The 15,831-nt window shown below is 63.7% G+C and carries 15 protein-coding genes; 9 read left to right on the plus strand and 6 right to left on the minus strand.

What is annotated here, in order from left to right; genetic code table 11:
- Positions 1 to 209: 209 nt before the first annotated feature.
- Positions 210 to 2,960 carry a DNA polymerase I gene (gene polA, locus HU766_RS08180; RefSeq protein ID WP_186655334.1) on the minus strand — a complete coding sequence of 917 codons (2,751 nt, stop codon included), beginning with the start codon at positions 2,958 to 2,960 and terminating at the stop codon, positions 210 to 212.
- 74 nt (positions 2,961 to 3,034) lie between these two features.
- Here polA and HU766_RS08185 point away from each other — a divergent pair, with 74 nt between their 5' ends.
- A complete protein-coding gene (locus HU766_RS08185) occupies positions 3,035 to 3,322 on the plus strand; it encodes a DUF2782 domain-containing protein (protein ID WP_010951520.1) in 288 nt (95 codons plus the stop codon).
- Positions 3,323 to 3,391: 69 nt separating this feature from the next.
- Complete coding sequence (locus HU766_RS08190) at positions 3,392 to 4,342, plus strand: homoserine kinase (RefSeq protein ID WP_033702527.1); 951 nt, start codon at positions 3,392 to 3,394, stop codon at positions 4,340 to 4,342.
- 51 nt (positions 4,343 to 4,393) lie between these two features.
- Here the strand turns inward: HU766_RS08190 and HU766_RS08195 are convergent, their stop codons facing one another.
- Positions 4,394 to 5,350, minus strand: a complete 957-nt coding sequence (locus HU766_RS08195; RefSeq protein WP_186655350.1) for a zinc ABC transporter substrate-binding protein — start codon at positions 5,348 to 5,350, stop codon at positions 4,394 to 4,396.
- An 18-nt stretch (positions 5,351 to 5,368) separates the two neighbouring features.
- Here HU766_RS08195 and zur point away from each other — a divergent pair, with 18 nt between their 5' ends.
- The 4 genes from zur (at position 5,369) to HU766_RS08215 (ending at position 8,234) form a co-directional block, all read left to right on the plus strand.
- Positions 5,369 to 5,854 carry a zinc uptake transcriptional repressor Zur gene (gene zur / locus HU766_RS08200; RefSeq protein WP_033702526.1) on the plus strand — a complete coding sequence of 162 codons (486 nt, stop codon included), beginning with the start codon at positions 5,369 to 5,371 and terminating at the stop codon, positions 5,852 to 5,854.
- On the plus strand, positions 5,851 to 6,624 hold the full coding sequence (gene znuC / locus HU766_RS08205) for a zinc ABC transporter ATP-binding protein ZnuC (RefSeq protein WP_033702525.1): 774 nt from the start codon (positions 5,851 to 5,853) through the stop codon (positions 6,622 to 6,624). Before zur ends, znuC begins: the two co-directional genes overlap by 4 nt.
- The gene (gene znuB, locus HU766_RS08210; RefSeq protein WP_186655352.1) at positions 6,617 to 7,399 is read left to right on the plus strand and encodes a zinc ABC transporter permease subunit ZnuB; all 783 of its coding nucleotides are present in this window, start codon (positions 6,617 to 6,619) and stop codon (positions 7,397 to 7,399) included. Before znuC ends, znuB begins: the two co-directional genes overlap by 8 nt.
- Before the next feature lie 127 nt (positions 7,400 to 7,526).
- Positions 7,527 to 8,234: a PA5502 family lipoprotein gene (locus HU766_RS08215; RefSeq protein ID WP_033702523.1), complete on the plus strand. Its 708-nt coding sequence runs from the start codon at positions 7,527 to 7,529 to the stop codon at positions 8,232 to 8,234.
- A gap of 43 nt (positions 8,235 to 8,277) precedes the next feature.
- On the opposite strand, the gene katE is transcribed toward HU766_RS08215, so the two are convergent.
- Positions 8,278 to 10,422, minus strand: coding sequence for a catalase HPII (katE, locus tag HU766_RS08220; protein WP_186655355.1), 2,145 nt, complete (start codon positions 10,420 to 10,422; stop codon positions 8,278 to 8,280).
- Between the two features lie 226 nt (positions 10,423 to 10,648).
- Between katE and HU766_RS08225 the strand changes: the two genes are divergently transcribed.
- The 3 genes from HU766_RS08225 to HU766_RS08235 all read left to right on the plus strand — a co-directional run bounded on the left by HU766_RS08225 (position 10,649) and on the right by HU766_RS08235 (position 13,162).
- The gene (locus HU766_RS08225; RefSeq protein ID WP_033702521.1) at positions 10,649 to 11,656 is read left to right on the plus strand and encodes a methionine ABC transporter ATP-binding protein; all 1,008 of its coding nucleotides are present in this window, start codon (positions 10,649 to 10,651) and stop codon (positions 11,654 to 11,656) included.
- Positions 11,656 to 12,327, plus strand: a complete 672-nt coding sequence (locus HU766_RS08230) for a methionine ABC transporter permease (protein ID WP_033702520.1) — start codon at positions 11,656 to 11,658, stop codon at positions 12,325 to 12,327. Before HU766_RS08225 ends, HU766_RS08230 begins: the two co-directional genes overlap by 1 nt.
- A 64-nt stretch (positions 12,328 to 12,391) precedes the next feature.
- Positions 12,392 to 13,162, plus strand: coding sequence for a MetQ/NlpA family ABC transporter substrate-binding protein (locus tag HU766_RS08235; protein WP_033702519.1), 771 nt, complete (start codon positions 12,392 to 12,394; stop codon positions 13,160 to 13,162).
- Between the two features lie 81 nt (positions 13,163 to 13,243).
- On the opposite strand, the gene HU766_RS08240 is transcribed toward HU766_RS08235, so the two are convergent.
- From HU766_RS08240 to HU766_RS08250, 3 genes are read right to left on the minus strand one after another with little or no spacing between them, the layout of a single operon-like run.
- The gene (locus HU766_RS08240; RefSeq protein ID WP_186655358.1) at positions 13,244 to 13,876 is read right to left on the minus strand and encodes an SCO family protein; all 633 of its coding nucleotides are present in this window, start codon (positions 13,874 to 13,876) and stop codon (positions 13,244 to 13,246) included.
- Positions 13,873 to 14,766: a heme o synthase gene (cyoE, locus tag HU766_RS08245; protein WP_186655361.1), complete on the minus strand. Its 894-nt coding sequence runs from the start codon at positions 14,764 to 14,766 to the stop codon at positions 13,873 to 13,875. Before cyoE ends, HU766_RS08240 begins: the two co-directional genes overlap by 4 nt.
- Positions 14,751 to 15,824, minus strand: coding sequence for a COX15/CtaA family protein (locus tag HU766_RS08250; protein WP_047583839.1), 1,074 nt, complete (start codon positions 15,822 to 15,824; stop codon positions 14,751 to 14,753). The genes cyoE and HU766_RS08250 overlap by 16 nt, the downstream gene beginning before the upstream one ends.
- Between the last annotated feature and the right edge of the window lie 7 nt (positions 15,825 to 15,831).

Genomic DNA, 15,831 nt, shown 5'->3' on the forward strand with positions numbered 1-15,831 from the left:
TCCAGATATCTGCCAACACTTAACACAACATAGGAGCATCGAAGGGCTTCACCAGCCATTCAGTTACTCTGAGTTCCGCTTCACCGGTTTAGTTCCGAGGCCTTGAAAACTATTTGCGATAGTTTCATGAAACCCAGCACTAATGGCATCTAGCTATGCCAGGATCCGCGTCACTACGTCGCAGATCCTACACAGCTTTGCAGGCTCAATCAGTGAGCTTCGTCCCAATTCGCGCCAATTCCTGCTTCGACCAACAACGGCACATCCAGCTGCGCGGCACGGCTCATGTGCAGGCGGATTTCATCTTTCACCTGCTCGACCAACTCCTCACGCACCTCCAGCACCAGTTCATCGTGCACCTGCAGGATCACCCGGGCATCCAGGCCGCTCTCGGTCAGCCAGTTGTCCACGTTGACCATCGCCCGCTTGATGATATCGGCCGCAGTACCCTGCATCGGGGCGTTGATCGCCGTCCGCTCGGCGCCTTTGCGCAGGGCCGGGTTCTTGGCGTTGATATCCGGCAAGTACAGCCGGCGGCCGAACAGGGTTTCGACGAAGCCTTGCTCGGCCGCCTGGGCGCGGGTGCGCTCCATGTAAGCCAGCACGCCTGGGTAACGGGCGAAGTAACGGTCGATGTAGTCCTGGGATTGCTTGCGGTCGACGCCAATCTGCTTGGCCAGGCCAAAGGCACTCATGCCGTAGATCAGGCCGAAGTTGATGGCCTTGGCGCTGCGGCGCTGGTCGGTGGTGACATTTTCCAGCGCCACACCGAACACTTCGGCAGCAGTGGCGCGGTGCACGTCGAGGTTGTTGCGGAAGGCATGCAGCAAACCTTCGTCCTTGGCCAGGTGGGCCATGATGCGCAGTTCGATCTGCGAATAGTCCGCCGCCAGCAGCTTGTAACCGGGGCTGGCCACGAAGGCCTGACGGATACGCCGACCTTCGGCGGTGCGGATCGGGATGTTCTGCAGGTTCGGGTCGCTGGACGACAGGCGCCCGGTGGCGGCCACTGCCTGCTGGTAAGAGGTGTGAATGCGCCCGGTGCGCGGGTTGATCTGCCCCGGCAGCTTGTCGGTGTAGGTGCTCTTGAGCTTGCTCAGGCTGCGGTACTGCATCAGTACCTCGGGCAGCGGGTAGCCTTGCTCGGCCAGCTCGTCGAGTACCGCCTCGGCGGTGGACGGCTGGCCCTTGGCAGTCTTGCTCAGCACCGGCATGCCCAGCTTGTCGTAGAGGATCGCCCCCAGCTGCTTGGGCGAGCCAAGGTTGAACGTCTCGCCAGCCAGTTCATAGGCCTGGCGCTCCAGTTCAGCCATTTTCACGCCCAGTTCGCCGCTTTGCACGTGGAGCAGTTCGGCATCCACCAACGCGCCTTGGCGCTCGATCTTCGCCAGCACCGGCACCAGCGGCATCTCGATGTCCATCAGCACCGGTTGCACGCTTGGGGTCTTGGCCAGGCGCAGCTGCAGTGCCTGGTGCAGGCGCAGGGTGATGTCGGCATCTTCGGCAGCATATGGGCCGGCCTTGTCCAGCGGGATCTGGTTGAAGGTCAGCTGTTTCGCGCCCTTGCCGGCAATCTGCTCGAAGGTGATGGTGGTGTGGTCGAGGTACTTCTGCGCCAGGCTGTCCATGTCGTGACGGGTGGCCGTGGAGTCCAGCACATAGGACTCGAGCATGGTGTCGTAGGCCACGCCGCGCATCTGGATGGCCGGGGCGCCGTTGGCCAGGATGTTGATATCGTACTTGGCGTTCTGCCCGACCTTGGCTTTGGCCGGGTCTTCCAGCAGGGGTTTGAGCGCCAGCAGCACGGCCTCGCGGTCCAGCTGGACCGGGGCGCCTTCGTAGTCGTGGGTCAGCGGTACATACGCCGCCTCATGCGGCTCGACCGCGAACGACAGGCCGACCAGCTGCGCCTGCTGGGCATCGAGGCCGGTGGTTTCGGTGTCGAACGCGAACAGCGGGGCCTGGCGCAGCTTGGCCAGCCAGGCATCGAAGCGGGCCTGGTCGAGCACCGTCTCGTACTTGGGTTCGACCTTGGCCGCCGGCGCGTCCTCCGGCACGGTCACGGTCGCCCCGGCCCTGGCGGCTTCGCGCTGAACGTCGGCGACCCAGCTCTTGAATTCCATCTCGGTGTACAAGGCCAGCAGTGCATCACGGTCTGGCTCGCCGCAGACCAGCGCCTCGACTTCGATATCCAGCGGCACGTCGAGCTTGATGGTGGCCAGCTCATAGGACAGGAACGCCGCCTCACGGTGCTCTTCAAGCTTGGCCGGCAGGGTCTTGGCGCCGCGGATGCTCAGGGTCGGCACCTTGTCGAGGTTGTCGTAGACCTCGCGCAGGCCGCCACCAATACCTGTCAGCAGGCCGGCAGCGGTCTTCTCGCCCACGCCCGGCACGCCGGGGATGTTGTCGACCTTGTCGCCCATCAGGGCGAGGAAATCGATGATGTGCTCAGGGCCGACACCAAACTTTTCGTGCACCCCGGCAACATCCATCACGCTACCGGTCATGGTGTTGACCAGGGTGACATGCCCGTCCACCAACTGCGCCATGTCCTTGTCGCCGGTCGAAATGATCACCGACCGGCCCTGCGCCGCACTGCTGCGCGCCAAGGTGCCGATGACATCGTCGGCCTCCACGCCCTCGACGCACAGCAGCGGGTAGCCCAAGGCCTTGACGCTGGCATGCAACGGTTCGATCTGCACCCGCAGGTCGTCAGGCATGCTCGGGCGGTTGGCCTTGTACTCGGCGAACATGGCATCGCGGAAGGTACCGCCCTTGGCGTCGAACACCACCGCAAACAGGCTGTCGGGGTATTGCTTGCGCAGGCTCTTGAGCATGTTCAGCACACCCTTCACCGCGCCGGTAGGCATGCCCTTGGAGGTGGTCAGAGGCGGCAATGCGTGGAAAGCGCGGTAGAGGTAGGAGGAACCGTCCACCAGGACGAGGGGCGCTTGGCTCATGAGCAGAATCAACCTTTTCGGCGGGTCCGGAGCTAGAATAGCCGGATCAATGACGACAAAGGGACAAGGTTATCATGCGTACACTCAATCGCCTGTTACTGCTCGGTCTGTTGGCAACCATGCCAGTCGTCACCCTGGCGGCGGACGACGCCCCCTCGGCCGATCCCGAGGTGACCATTCGCACGGAAGGCGATAAAACCATCCAGGAATACCGCCAGAACGGCTTCCTGTATGCGATCAAGATCACGCCGAAAAACGGCAAGCCTTATTTTCTGGTACGCGCCGATGGCACTGATGCCAATTTCATTCGTTCCGACCAGCCGGACATGCTGATTCCGTCCTGGAAGATCTTCGAGTGGTAAGCTGACGCGTATCGTTCACATCAACCCGGCACTTCCCGGCGGAAGTGCCCGTATGGGCATTTTTTCATCATGTCAGTCTTCACCCCTGTGACCCGGCCTGAGCTGGAAACCTTTCTGGCGCCGTACCAGCTGGGCCGTCTGCTCGATTTCCAGGGCATCGCCGCCGGCACCGAAAACAGCAACTTCTTCGTCAGCCTGGAACAGGGTGAGTTCGTCCTGACGCTGATCGAACGTGGCCCGAGCGAAGACATGCCGTTCTTCATCGAGCTGCTCGACGTGCTGCACGCCGCCGACATGCCGGTGCCCTACGCCCTGCGTGACCGCGACGGCAATGGCCTGCGCGAACTGTGCGGCAAGCCTGCACTGCTGCAGCCGCGCTTGTCGGGCAAGCACATCAAGGTGCCGAACAACCAGCACTGCGCGCAGGTAGGCGAATTGCTCGCGCACATTCACCTGGCTACCCGTCACCACGTCATCGAGCGCAAGACCGACCGCGGCCTGGACTGGATGCTGGCCTCGGGAGCCGAGCTGATGCCGCGCCTCACGGCCGAACAGGTTGCGCTGCTGCAGCCTGCGCTGGACGAAATCAACGCGCACAAGGCGCAGATCCTGGCCTTGCCACGGGCCAACCTGCACGCCGACCTGTTCCGCGACAACGTGATGTTCGAAGGTACCCACCTGAGCGGGGTGATCGACTTCTACAACGCCTGCTCGGGCCCGATGCTGTATGACATCGCCATCACCGTGAACGACTGGTGCATCGATGAGCAGGGCGCGCTCGATGTGCCACGGGCCCAGGCGCTGCTGGCGGCCTATGCGGCGCTGCGGCCGTTCACCGCAGCCGAGGCCGAATTGTGGCCGGAAATGTTGCGGGTCGGCTGCGTGCGCTTCTGGCTGTCGCGCCTGATCGCGGCGGAGTCGTTTGCCGGGATGGATGTGATGATCCATGACCCGAGCGAGTTCGAGGTGCGCCTGGCGCAGCGCCAGCAAGTGGCGTTGCACCTGCCGTTCGCGCTCTAGAACCTCGCCGGCTTCTTCGCGGGGCAAGCCCGCGAAGAAGCCGCTACAGGTTTACAACTGCTCCAGGCACCCGGCCAGATCACCCCCCAGCTTCTCCAGCAAGCGCTCATAGCCCTTGCCGTCCACCGGGTCGGTGCCGCCCAGGGCATCCAGCTCGGCCAGGCGCACCGGCAGCCCGGCGGTCAACGTCTCGGCCAAGCGCGGGCGCAGCGGCGGTTCGCTGAACACACAGGTCTTGCCCACTTCCTGCAGGCGTTTGCGCATGGCCGCCACATGCTGGGCGCCCGGCTGCACCTCCGAAGCCACGCTGAATACCCCGGCGTGCTTCAGGCCATAGGCGGCCTCGAAGTAGTCGAAGGCTTCGTGGAACACGAAGTACGGCTTGTCGGCGATGCCGGCCACACGTGCCTTGATGCGCCCATCCAGAGCATCCAGGCGCTCGACGAATGCCTTCAGGTTGCTCTGATAGCGCGTGGCATTGGCCGGGTCGACCTCGACCAGGTCCGCCGCCATCTTCGCCGCGATCACCCGGGCATTGACCGACGACAACCACAGATGCGCATCCAGGCTACCGGGGCGGTGGTCGTGATCATGGTCGTCCTGGTCGGTTTCTTCATGCGAGTGGCTGTCTTCGCCAAAATGGCGCAGCTGCATGCCGGTCAGCGACTGAACCGCGATGGTGGCCTTGTCTCGGCCTTTGAGCACCCTGGGCAGGAAGCTCTCCATGTCCGGGCCGATCCAGTACAGCAGGTCGGCGTCCGCGACGCGCCGTACGTCGGAGGGGCGCAGGGCGTAATGGTGCGGCGAGGCGCCAGGCGGCAGCAGCACATCCGGGCTGCCGACCCCGTCCTGAACGGCGGCGGCGATCTGCTGCAGCGGTTTGATGCTGGTCAGCACACGCACGTCGGCCTGGGCTGAAAATGCGATGAAAGCGACAAAAAGGGCTAGGAATCGGGACACGGTGAATACTCGGCTCGCCAGAAACAGGTAACATAATAACGTCTCCATCCAGAACCGTCGCTGCCCATGTCCATCACGCCGCTGGCCAACCGCCCCCACGATCACTCCCATTGCGTACACAGCGCACTGGCCGAAGCCGATGCCTTGTGCACCCGCCAAGGGTTGCGCCTGACTGCGCTGCGCCGCCGTGTGCTGGAGCTGGTATGGCAAAGCCACAAACCGCTGGGCGCCTACGACATTCTTGCCGTGCTCAGCGAGCAGGACGGCCGCCGCGCCGCACCGCCAACCGTGTACCGCGCTCTGGACTTCCTACTCGACAACGGCCTGGTGCACCGCATCGCCTCACTCAATGCGTTCATTGGCTGCAGCCACCCCGAGCACGTGCACCAGGGCCAGTTCCTGATCTGCCGCGCCTGCCATGTGGCCATCGAGCTGGAGCAGGCCAGCATCAGCGACGCCATCATCAACAGCGCCAAGGGCGTCGGCTTCAGCGTCGAAACCCAGACCGTGGAAGTGGTAGGCCTGTGCGGCAGCTGCCGGAGCGCGGCATGAGCGACGCGCTGATCCGCCTGGAGCAGGTCGGTGTGACCTTCGCCGGCGAAGCGGTGCTCGACAGCATCGACTTGTCGGTGGCGCCGGGCCAGATCGTCACCCTGATCGGCCCCAACGGGGCAGGCAAGACTACCCTGGTACGCGCCGTGCTGGGGCTGCTCAAGCCGCACCGGGGCAAGGTATGGCGTAAACCGCGCCTGCGCATCGGCTACATGCCGCAAAAAATCCAGGTCGACGCCACGCTGCCGCTGTCGGTGCTGCGCTTCTTGCGCCTGGTACCGGGCGTCGACCGGGCAGCGGCGCTGTCGGCGTTACAGGAAGTGGGCGCCGAGCACGTTATCGACAACCCGATCCAGACCGTTTCCGGCGGCGAAATGCAGCGCGTGCTGCTGGCCCGGGCCCTGCTGCGCGAGCCGCAACTGCTGGTGCTCGACGAACCGGTACAAGGCGTCGATGTGGTCGGCCAGACCGAGCTGTACAACCTCATCACCCGCCTGCGCGACCGCCACGGCTGCGGCGTGCTGATGGTCTCCCACGACCTGCACCTGGTCATGAGCACCACCGACCAGGTGGTCTGCCTCAACCGCCACGTGTGCTGTTCCGGCCACCCGGAGCAAGTCAGCGGCGACCCGGCCTTCGTCGAGCTGTTCGGCCAGAACGCGAAAAGCCTGGCCATCTATCACCACCATCACGACCACAGCCACGACCTGCATGGCTCGGTGGTCGCCCCTGGCACCCATGTTCACGGAGAGCACTGCAAGCATGGCTGATTTTCTTCTCTACGCCCTGCTTGCCGGTCTGTCCCTGGCGCTGGTGGCCGGCCCACTAGGGTCTTTCGTGGTGTGGCGGCGCATGGCCTATTTTGGCGACACCCTGTCCCACGCCGCCTTGCTCGGCGTCGCCCTGGGTTTCGCGCTGGACGTCAGCCCAGCCCTGGCAGTGACCGTGGGCTGCCTGCTGCTGGCGATCCTGCTGGTGACTTTGCAGCAACGCCAACCGCTGGCCTCCGACACCCTGCTCGGCATCCTTGCCCCCAGCACGCTTTCCCTGGGCCTGGTGGTGCTGAGCTTCATGCACGACGTGCGCATCGACCTGATGGCCTATCTGTTCGGCGACCTGCTGGCCATCAGCACCACCGACCTTGCCTGGATCCTCGGTGGCAGCGCAATGGTGCTGCTGTTGCTCGCCGCACTGTGGCGGCCCTTGCTGGCGGTGACCGTGCACGAGGAACTGGCCATGGTCGAGGGCTTGCCCGTGGCGGGCCTGCGCCTGGCATTGATGCTGTTGATTGCGGTGGTGATTGCCGTGGCGATGAAGATCGTCGGCGTGCTGCTGATCACCTCGTTGCTGATCATCCCGGCCGCTGCGGCGCAGCGCCACGCCCGCTCGCCCGAACAGATGGCCCTGGGTGCCAGCCTGCTGGGGGTGACCGCGGTTTGTGGCGGCCTGGCCATGTCCTGGTTCAAGGACACCCCAGCCGGCCCTTCGATCGTGGTCTGCGCGGCAGTGCTATTCTTGCTGAGCCTGGCCTTGCCGAAACGCTGAAAGCCAGGGCGCCCGAAGGCGCGCCCTGCAACCTTTTCACGGGTAAAGGGTCTGTAAGACTTGTTTTCGAGCGTGCGCACCTGGGTGTAGACTTGCTCGCTTTTTGCGCAAATAGAGAGTCGCAGGAATGAAGCCGTTCGCCTCCCGTTATCTGCTTGTTGCCGCGTTTTCCCTGTTCCTGGCTGCCTGTTCCAGCGCACCGGTCGAACAAGCCGATGCACCTGCTCAAGCCGATGCCTGGCAGCAGTTGCAACAAAACATTGCCAGCAATGAGCTGGCCACCGCCGAAGACCAACTGGCTGCATTGCAGGCACAGTCGCCGGTAGACCCGCGCCTGGAGCAATACCAGCGGCAGTTGGCCGAGGCGTATCTGCAGCGTAGCCAGATCGTCCTGCAGAAGGGCGATGTCAACGCTGCGGCCACCGCCCTGGCCCGCGCCCGCGCCCTGATGCCGCAAGCCCCGGCAGTAACGGGTGGTGATGCCGTCAGCCAGGCGCGCAAAGCCGAGCTGGAGAAAGCCGAGGCGGCGTTGAAAGCTGCCGAGGCCAAGCCCCAGGCGCGGGTCATCGACCCGACTGCGCCAAGCACGGTGATCGCGCTGAAGACTACGGACATGGCTGCCATGCGCCGTCAGCTCGATGAAATTGCCAAGGACGTGGTCAATTACCAGTGCGAGGTGGTGTTTCAGGTACCACGCACCGAGGACGCGCCTTGGCTGAAGACCCTGCTGGAAAAGCGCGTTCACAAGCTCGACAGCAGCTTTGCGCTGAAGCAGAAGCATGAAATCCAGCGCAAATTGCCGGCGCAGGTGGTACTGGTCCCGCACCAGCGCTGAATGCTTCGCGGGGCAAGTCGGATTGCCCCGCGAAGCGGCCCTGTCAGGCTGGTACTGCTTCAGCAGCCGCCTCCCGCTCCCACACCCGATGCCCTTCAACCGCTTTCACAAAGGCATCCACGGTCTTCTGGTCATCCCCCAGCAGCAGGCCCTTGTCTTCCTTGAGCCCCAAGCTGTCCAGCAACCCCTTGCCTTCCTTGGCCAGCGCCATCGCCTTCAGATGCTTGTAACCCTCTAGCAGGAAGTGCTTGGCCAGCCCACTGGCACCCAACGCATCCAACGACGCCTTGCCAGCCGGCACCACAATGCCGTCGAACATGATCGATGGCATGCCCTCCATCGACGCATCCACCGGCAGTGGCTTGCCTTGGGCGGTTTTAACCGGCGCCGACGTAGGCCCGAGCACCATGATGCGAGCACTGTGCGCTTCCAACGCCTTGACCTGTTGATCGACGCTGGCACCGTCCACGCCGTCAGCCACCAGCACGGCAATCTTGCGGCCCTTGATGCCTACATCGCCGGGGTGGTTCATCTGGCTCAAGGCGGGCGATTTCGCCAGCTTGCTGCCTTTGACCTGAACCGTGCCGGCCTTGGGCGCAGGCAGGCCGAGGTTGGCCGCCACGGCCGCAGCCAGTTTCAGGTCGATGTTGGCCAGAATCTCATTTACCTCACGCACCCGGATATGCTCACGCTCAACCTTGCCCAGCTCGAAGCTGTAGGCCTTGATGATGTGCTGCTGCTCATTCGGGCTCATGCTCTGGAAGAACAACCGCGCCTGCGAGAAGTGATCACCGAACGACTCGCTTCGTTGGCGTATCTTCACCGCATCGATACGCTCCTGGTAGCTCTCGAAGCCGCCATCCTGGGCTGCGGCAGGGGTTTCTTTCGGCCACCCGCCATCGATCGAGTTCGGCTCGTACGAGGCGCGGCCCTTGTGGATAGTCTGCCGGTGCAGCGCGTCACGTTGGTTGTTATGGTTCGGCGCAACCGGGCGGTTGATCGGGATTTCATGGAAGTTAGGCCCGCCCAGGCGGCTCAGCTGGGTGTCGGTATAGGAGAACAACCGCCCCTGCAGCAGGGGATCGTTGGAGAAGTCGATGCCAGGCACGATATGCCCAGGGCAGAAGGCAACCTGCTCCACTTCGGCAAAGAAGTTGTCGGGGTTGCGGTTGAGCACCATCTTGCCCAGCGGCGTGACCGGCACCAGTTCTTCGGGGATGATCTTGGTGGGGTCGAGCAGGTCGAATTCGAACTTATGCTCGTCGGCTTCGGGCACGATCTGCACGCCCAACTCCCACTCTGGGTAGTCACCCATCTCAATCGCTTCGCTCAGGTCGCGGCGGTGGAAGTCGGTGTCCTTACCCGCCAGTTTCTGCGCCTCATCCCACAATACCGAGTGCACCCCTTGGCGTGGTTTCCAATGGAACTTGACGAAGCTGGCCACCCCTTCGGCATTGATCAGGCGGAAGGTGTGGATGCCAAAGCCTTCCATCATCCGCAGGCTGCGGGGGATGGCGCGGTCGGACATGGCCCACATGACCATGTGCGCAGACTCTGGCACCAGCGAAACGAAGTCCCAGAACGTATCGTGGGCCGAGCCGCCCGTAGGCATCTCGTTGTGTGGCTCGGGTTTGACCGCATGCACGAAGTCGGGGAACTTGATCGCGTCCTGGATGAAGAACACCGGCATGTTGTTGCCAACCAAGTCGAAATTGCCCTCATCGGTGTAGAACTTCACCGCGAAGCCACGTACATCTCGCACGGTGTCGCCCGAGCCGCGTGGGCCCTGCACGGTTGAAAAACGCACGAATACCGGGGTGATCTTCTCTGGGTCCTGCAGGAAACCGGCCTTGGTCAGGGCAGCATGGTTGCCGTAGCTCTGGAAGTAGCCATGGGCACCGGTGCCGCGTGCGTGGACGATCCGCTCCGGGATGCGCTCATGGTCGAAGTGGGTGATCTTCTCGCGCATGATGAAGTCTTCGAGCAGCGAAGGCCCGCGGTCACCGGCCTTGAGCGTGTTCTGGTTGTCGGCGATGCGCACGCCTTGGTTGGTCCGCAAAGCCTGGCCCGTCGCATCGCTGCGCACAGCCTCGAGGCTCTGCAGTTTGGCATTGGTATTGGCCTTGTCGGGCGTCTGGGTACCGGCGGCCTGGCTCTCTTTGGGCGCGTCCGTTTTCTTGCTGGGCATGGTCAGCTTTCCTCATCAGTCTTCAGGCTTGCCCGTGTGGGCTTGTTCTAGTAGTGACTGGAGCCCGATTGGCTACGTTCAATAAGCTTTACCGGTTGTCGCGTTATGCCCGCTGGGTTGGTGCATGACGAAATAAATGCTAAGAACAGCTATGGGAAAAGGCTAAAATGCGCGACCCCAGCTAACCGCTGACCCAAAATTCCATGCGCCCCACAAGGTTCGCTACGTGATCGAGTTCCAACATGTCCATAAGACCTACCGCGTCGCCGGTAGGGAAATCCCCGCCCTCAACCCGACCAGCCTGACCATCGAAGACGGCCAGGTGTTCGGCCTGATCGGCCATTCCGGCGCCGGCAAAAGCACTATGCTGCGCCTGATCAACCGCCTCGAAGAGCCCTCGGGCGGCACGATCATCGTCGATGGCGAGGACGTCACTGCGTTCAACGCCAACCAACTGCGCGGCTTCCGCCAGCAGGTCGGGATGATTTTCCAGCACTTCAACCTGCTGGCATCCAAGACCGTGGCCGACAACGTCGCCCTGCCGCTGACCCTGGCCGGCGGGCTGTCGCGCAGCGAGATCGACAAGCGCGTCACCGAGCTGCTGGCCCGCGTCGGGCTATCCGACCACGCCAAGAAGTACCCGGCGCAGCTGTCCGGCGGCCAGAAGCAGCGCGTGGGCATCGCCCGTGCCCTGTCCACCAACCCGAAGATCCTGCTGTGCGACGAGGCCACCAGCGCCCTCGACCCGCAGACCACCGCGTCGGTGCTGCAACTGCTGGCCGAGATCAACCGTGAGCTGAAGCTGACCATCGTCCTGATCACCCACGAAATGGACGTGATCCGCCGGGTCTGCGACCGCGTGGCGGTCATGGACGCCGGGCAGATCGTCGAGCAGGGCTCGGTGGCCGATGTGTTCCTGCACCCGCAGCACCCGACCACCAAGCGTTTCGTCCAGGAGGACGAACAGGTCGATGAAGGCGAACAGCGCGACGACTTCGCCCACGTACCGGGGCGCATCGTGCGCCTGACCTTCCAGGGCGAGGCGACCTACGCACCGCTGCTGGGCACCGTGGCCCGCGAGACCGGCGTCGACTACAGCATCCTGGCCGGGCGTATCGACCGCATCAAGGATGTCCCCTATGGGCAGCTGACCCTGGCCGTCACCGGCGGCGACATGGAAGCGGCGTTCGACCGCTTCAAGGCAGCTGACGTACATATGGAGGTACTGCGTTGATGGACGCCCTGAATTTCTTCGCCAACGTCGACTGGGCCGAAATCTGGCTGGCCACCGTCGACACCATGGTCATGCTGTTCGGCTCGTTGTTCTTCACCGTGCTGCTGGGCCTGCCGCTGGGCGTGCTGCTGTTCCTTTGCGGCCCACGCCAGATGTTCGAACAGAAGGGCGTGTACGCGCTGCTGTCGCTGGTGGTCAACATCCTGCGCTCGCTGCCGTTCATCATCCTGCTGATCGTGATGATCCCGTTCACCGTGCTGATCACCGGCACCTCGCTGGGCGTCGCCGGGGCCATTCCGCCGCTGGTGGTAGGGGCCACGCCGTTCTTCGCGCGCCTGGTCGAAACCGCCCTGCGCGAGGTCGACCGCGGCATCATCGAGGCCACCCAGTCGATGGGCGCGACGACGCGCCAGATCATCACCAGTGCCTTGCTGCCGGAAGCCCGCCCGGGCATCTTCGCAGCCATCACCGTCACCGCCATCACCCTGGTTTCGTACACCGCGATGGCCGGTGTGGTGGGCGCAGGCGGCCTGGGCGACCTGGCCATCCGCTTCGGCTACCAGCGCTTCCAGACCGATGTCATGGTCGTGACCGTGGTGCTGCTGCTGGTGCTGGTTCAAGTCCTGCAAAGTGTGGGCGACAAACTGGTCGTGCATTTTTCCCGTAAGTAACCCCAATGGGGTCGGCCTGGCCGACCCGTTCGGGGGCCGTCGCGGCCCTCACAAGGAGTGATTCATGAAGAAGCTGCTTGCTGTCGCTGCCGCTGTCGCGGCCTTTTCGGCCCACGCCGATACCCTGACCGTTGCCGCCACCCCGGTGCCGCACGCCGAGATCCTCGAGTTCGTCAAACCACAACTGGCTAAAGAAGGCGTGGACCTGAAGGTCAAGGTATTCACCGACTACATCCAGCCGAACGTGCAGGTCGCCGAAAAGCGCCTGGACGCCAACTTCTTCCAGCACCAGCCGTACCTGGATGAGTTCAACAAGGCCAAGGGCACCGCCCTGGTCAGCGTTGCCGGCGTGCACATCGAGCCGCTGGGCGTGTACTCGTCCAAGTACAAGAAGCTCGCCGAGCTGCCTTCGGGCGCCACCGTGGTCATTCCCAACGACGCCACCAACGGCGGCCGTGCTTTGCTGCTGCTGGCCAAGGCCGGCGTGATCACGCTCAAGGACAACAGCAATATCCTGTCGACCGTGAAGGACGTTGCCGAGAACCCGAAGAACATCAAGTTCCGTGAGCTGGAAGCGGCCACCATCCCGCGCGTGCTGACCCAGGTCGATGCTGCCCTGATCAACACCAACTACGCGCTGGAAGCCAAGCTGAACCCTGCGAAGGACGCGCTGGCCATTGAAGGCAGCGACTCGCCTTATGTGAACATCCTGGTTGCCCGCCCGGACAACAAAGACTCGGATGACATGAAGAAACTGGCGGCTGCACTGCACTCGCCAGAGGTGAAGCAGTTCATCAACGAGAAGTACAAGGGCGCTGTAGTACCCGCTTTCTGATCCGAAATCCATGGGGCCGCTTTGCGGCCCTTTCCGACCGGTCCGGCGCCCCGGCAAGGCCTGCGCAGCAGGCCCAAAATCTCAATCCCGCTTCACCAGCCCGGGCAACTGCGCCAGCAGCTTCTGGTTGTTGAACGGCGCACGAATGAACCCACGCTGACGCCCATCCGGCCCGACAATCGCCAGGTTACCGCTGTGATCCACGGTATACCCCGGCTTGCTGGTATCCGCCGGGATGAACGGAATGCTCAAGGCATTGGCCAGCTTCTGGGTGTCCTCGATCGAGCCCGCCACCCCGACGAAATCCTTGTCGAAGTAACCCAGGTACTGCTTGAGCTGGTTCGGCGTGTCGCGGTTCGGGTCCACGCTCACCAGCACCACTTGCAACCGGTCCACCGCCTCCTTGGGCAGTTCGCTCTTCACCTGGCGCAACTGGGCCAGGGTGGTCGGGCAGATGTCCGGGCAGTAGGTGTAGCCGAAGAACAGCAGCGACCACTTGCCCTTCAGGTCATTCAGCGCCACCGGCTGGCCGTCCTGGTTGGTCATGGTCACATCTGCCACCGTGCGGCTCTGCGGCAGCAGGATGATGCCGGCGTCGATCAGTTCGGTGGGGTTGGGCTGGTCGCGGCCATTGAGCACCTTGTTGACGGTCAGGCCCAGGATCAACGCGACCAGGGCGACGAGGATGAAGACGGTTTTCTGGGTTCGGGTCATAGATTCAGCAACAGGTAGTGGTCAAGGAGCAACGCGACGAACAGCGCGAACAGGTAGCCGATAGAGTACTTGAAGGTGCCGATTGCCGCGTGCGGGCGGCTGCCACGGTACAACACCCAGGCCCAATGCAGGAAGCGCAGGCCCAGGGCCAGGGCACAGGCCAGGTACAACGGGCCGCTCATGTGGATGGCATAGGGCAGCAGGGTGACGGCCAACAGTATCAGGGTGTAGAGCAGGATGTGCAGCTTGGTGTAGCGCTCGCCGTGGGTCACCGGCAGCATCGGGATATCGGCCTTGGCGTATTCCTCCTTGCGGTGGATGGCCAGGGCCCAGAAGTGCGGTGGCGTCCAGGCGAAGATGATCAGCACCAGTAACAAAGGCTCGGTGCTGACATGGCCGCTGACCGCCACCCAGCCAAGCAGCGGCGGCGCCGCGCCGGCCAAGCCACCAATCACGATGTTCTGTGGTGTTGCACGCTTCAGAAAGCCGGTGTAGAGCACCGCATAGCCCAGCAGCGAAGCCAGGGTCAGCCAGGCGGTGAGAGCGTTGGTGAACACCAGCAACAGCGCCATGCCCAGCAACGCCAGGGCCAAGGCAAAGGCCAGCGCCGGCAGCGGCGCGACCCGGCCTGCAGCCAACGGCCGTTTGTGGGTGCGCGCCATCAAGGCGTCGATACGCCGGTCCACCACATGGTTGACCACCGCAGCACCGCCCGCGCACAAGCCAATGCCCAGGTTGCCGAACAGCAGTACGCTCCAGGCAACGCCTGCGCGGCTGGCGAGGAACATCCCTGCAAGGGAAGTGATCAACATCAGCACCACCACCTTGGGCTTGGTCAGCTCCAGATAGTCGCGCCAGCCTGCCCGTTGTGCGCCTAGAAGCGTCGCCACGAATCGTTCCTCATTGGGTGCGAGATATCCACGCCCACCACCGGCGTCAGGCGCCAGCCGTGGCCGACGCGCACTTTGTCGACCACGCGGATGCGGTAGTTCACCAGCACCATGCTCAGTAACAGCATGGCCCCGCCAGCGTTATGGGCCACTGCCACGCCAAGCGGCAGGTGGAACAGCACGTTGCTGATGCCTAGCCCGACCTGCACCGCCAGGGCCAACAGCACCAGCCGCGCCAGGCCAGCGAGGCCACAGCGGTAAAGCTTGAAGCTCAGCATCAGCAGCACGGCACTGACCAGCAACGCACCCAACCGGTGGCTGATGTGGATGGCCGTGCGCGCATCGCTGTCCAGTTGCCCGCCCAGGTAGTTGGGGCCGACGTGCTGGGTCAGGTGGAAGCCGTTGCTGAAGTCCGCCGCCGGCCACCACTGGCCATGGCAGGTGGGCAAATCGATACAGGCGACCGCCGCATAATTGGCGCTGACCCAACCGCCCAGGGCGATCTGGCCGACCACCACCAGCAGCGCCAGAGCCGCGATGCGGCGTAGGCTCAGCGGTAGCTTAGGCAGCGGCGCAAAGGCCCGGGACAGCCGCAGGCACAGCAGAAACAGCAGGCTCAAGGTGGTGAACCCACCCAGCAGATGCGCGGTGACGACTTGCGGCCAGAGTTTCAGCGTCACGGTCCACATGCCAAACGCCGCCTGGGCCAGCACCACCGCCAGCAACAGCACGGGCAAGCGGTAGGGCTGGCCATCACGCGCATGGCGGCGTACGGCCTGCAAGGCCAGCCAGGCGATCACCAGCGCCAGGGTGCCGGCGAAGTAGCGATGGACCATTTCGGCCCAGCCCTTGGCGGCCTCCACCGGGTGTTCGGGGAAGTGCACTTCGGCGTGGGCCAGCTGAGCGTCGGTCTTGGGCACACTGATGAAACCATAACAGCCTGGCCAATCAGGGCAGCCCAGGCCGGCATGGGTCAGGCGGGTATAGGCACCGAGCAACACGACCAGCAGTGCCAGCAGGGTGGCGAACACAGCGAGGCGCAATCCGGGTCTGGCCATGGCAGGC

It is taken from the genome of Pseudomonas sp. SWRI77 (assembly GCF_014269105.1).
Lineage (GTDB): Bacteria > Pseudomonadota > Gammaproteobacteria > Pseudomonadales > Pseudomonadaceae > Aquipseudomonas > Aquipseudomonas capeferrum.

Bases quoted from the DNA above. Each gene is read 5' to 3' on its own strand.
- polA (WP_186655334.1), bottom strand. From the start codon at position 2,960: ATGAGCCAAGCGCCCCTCGTCCTGGTGGACGGTTCCTCCTACCTCTAC.
- HU766_RS08185 (WP_010951520.1), top strand. From the start codon at position 3,035: ATGCGTACACTCAATCGCCTGTTACTGCTCGGTCTGTTGGCAACCATG.
- HU766_RS08190 (WP_033702527.1), top strand. From the start codon at position 3,392: ATGTCAGTCTTCACCCCTGTGACCCGGCCTGAGCTGGAAACCTTTCTG.
- HU766_RS08195 (WP_186655350.1), bottom strand. From the start codon at position 5,350: ATGGAGACGTTATTATGTTACCTGTTTCTGGCGAGCCGAGTATTCACC.
- zur (WP_033702526.1), top strand. From the start codon at position 5,369: ATGTCCATCACGCCGCTGGCCAACCGCCCCCACGATCACTCCCATTGC.
- znuC (WP_033702525.1), top strand. From the start codon at position 5,851: ATGAGCGACGCGCTGATCCGCCTGGAGCAGGTCGGTGTGACCTTCGCC.
- znuB (WP_186655352.1), top strand. From the start codon at position 6,617: ATGGCTGATTTTCTTCTCTACGCCCTGCTTGCCGGTCTGTCCCTGGCG.
- HU766_RS08215 (WP_033702523.1), top strand. From the start codon at position 7,527: ATGAAGCCGTTCGCCTCCCGTTATCTGCTTGTTGCCGCGTTTTCCCTG.
- katE (WP_186655355.1), bottom strand. From the start codon at position 10,422: ATGCCCAGCAAGAAAACGGACGCGCCCAAAGAGAGCCAGGCCGCCGGT.
- HU766_RS08230 (WP_033702520.1), top strand. From the start codon at position 11,656: ATGGACGCCCTGAATTTCTTCGCCAACGTCGACTGGGCCGAAATCTGG.
- HU766_RS08235 (WP_033702519.1), top strand. From the start codon at position 12,392: ATGAAGAAGCTGCTTGCTGTCGCTGCCGCTGTCGCGGCCTTTTCGGCC.
- HU766_RS08240 (WP_186655358.1), bottom strand. From the start codon at position 13,876: ATGACCCGAACCCAGAAAACCGTCTTCATCCTCGTCGCCCTGGTCGCG.
- HU766_RS08250 (WP_047583839.1), bottom strand. From the start codon at position 15,824: ATGGCCAGACCCGGATTGCGCCTCGCTGTGTTCGCCACCCTGCTGGCA.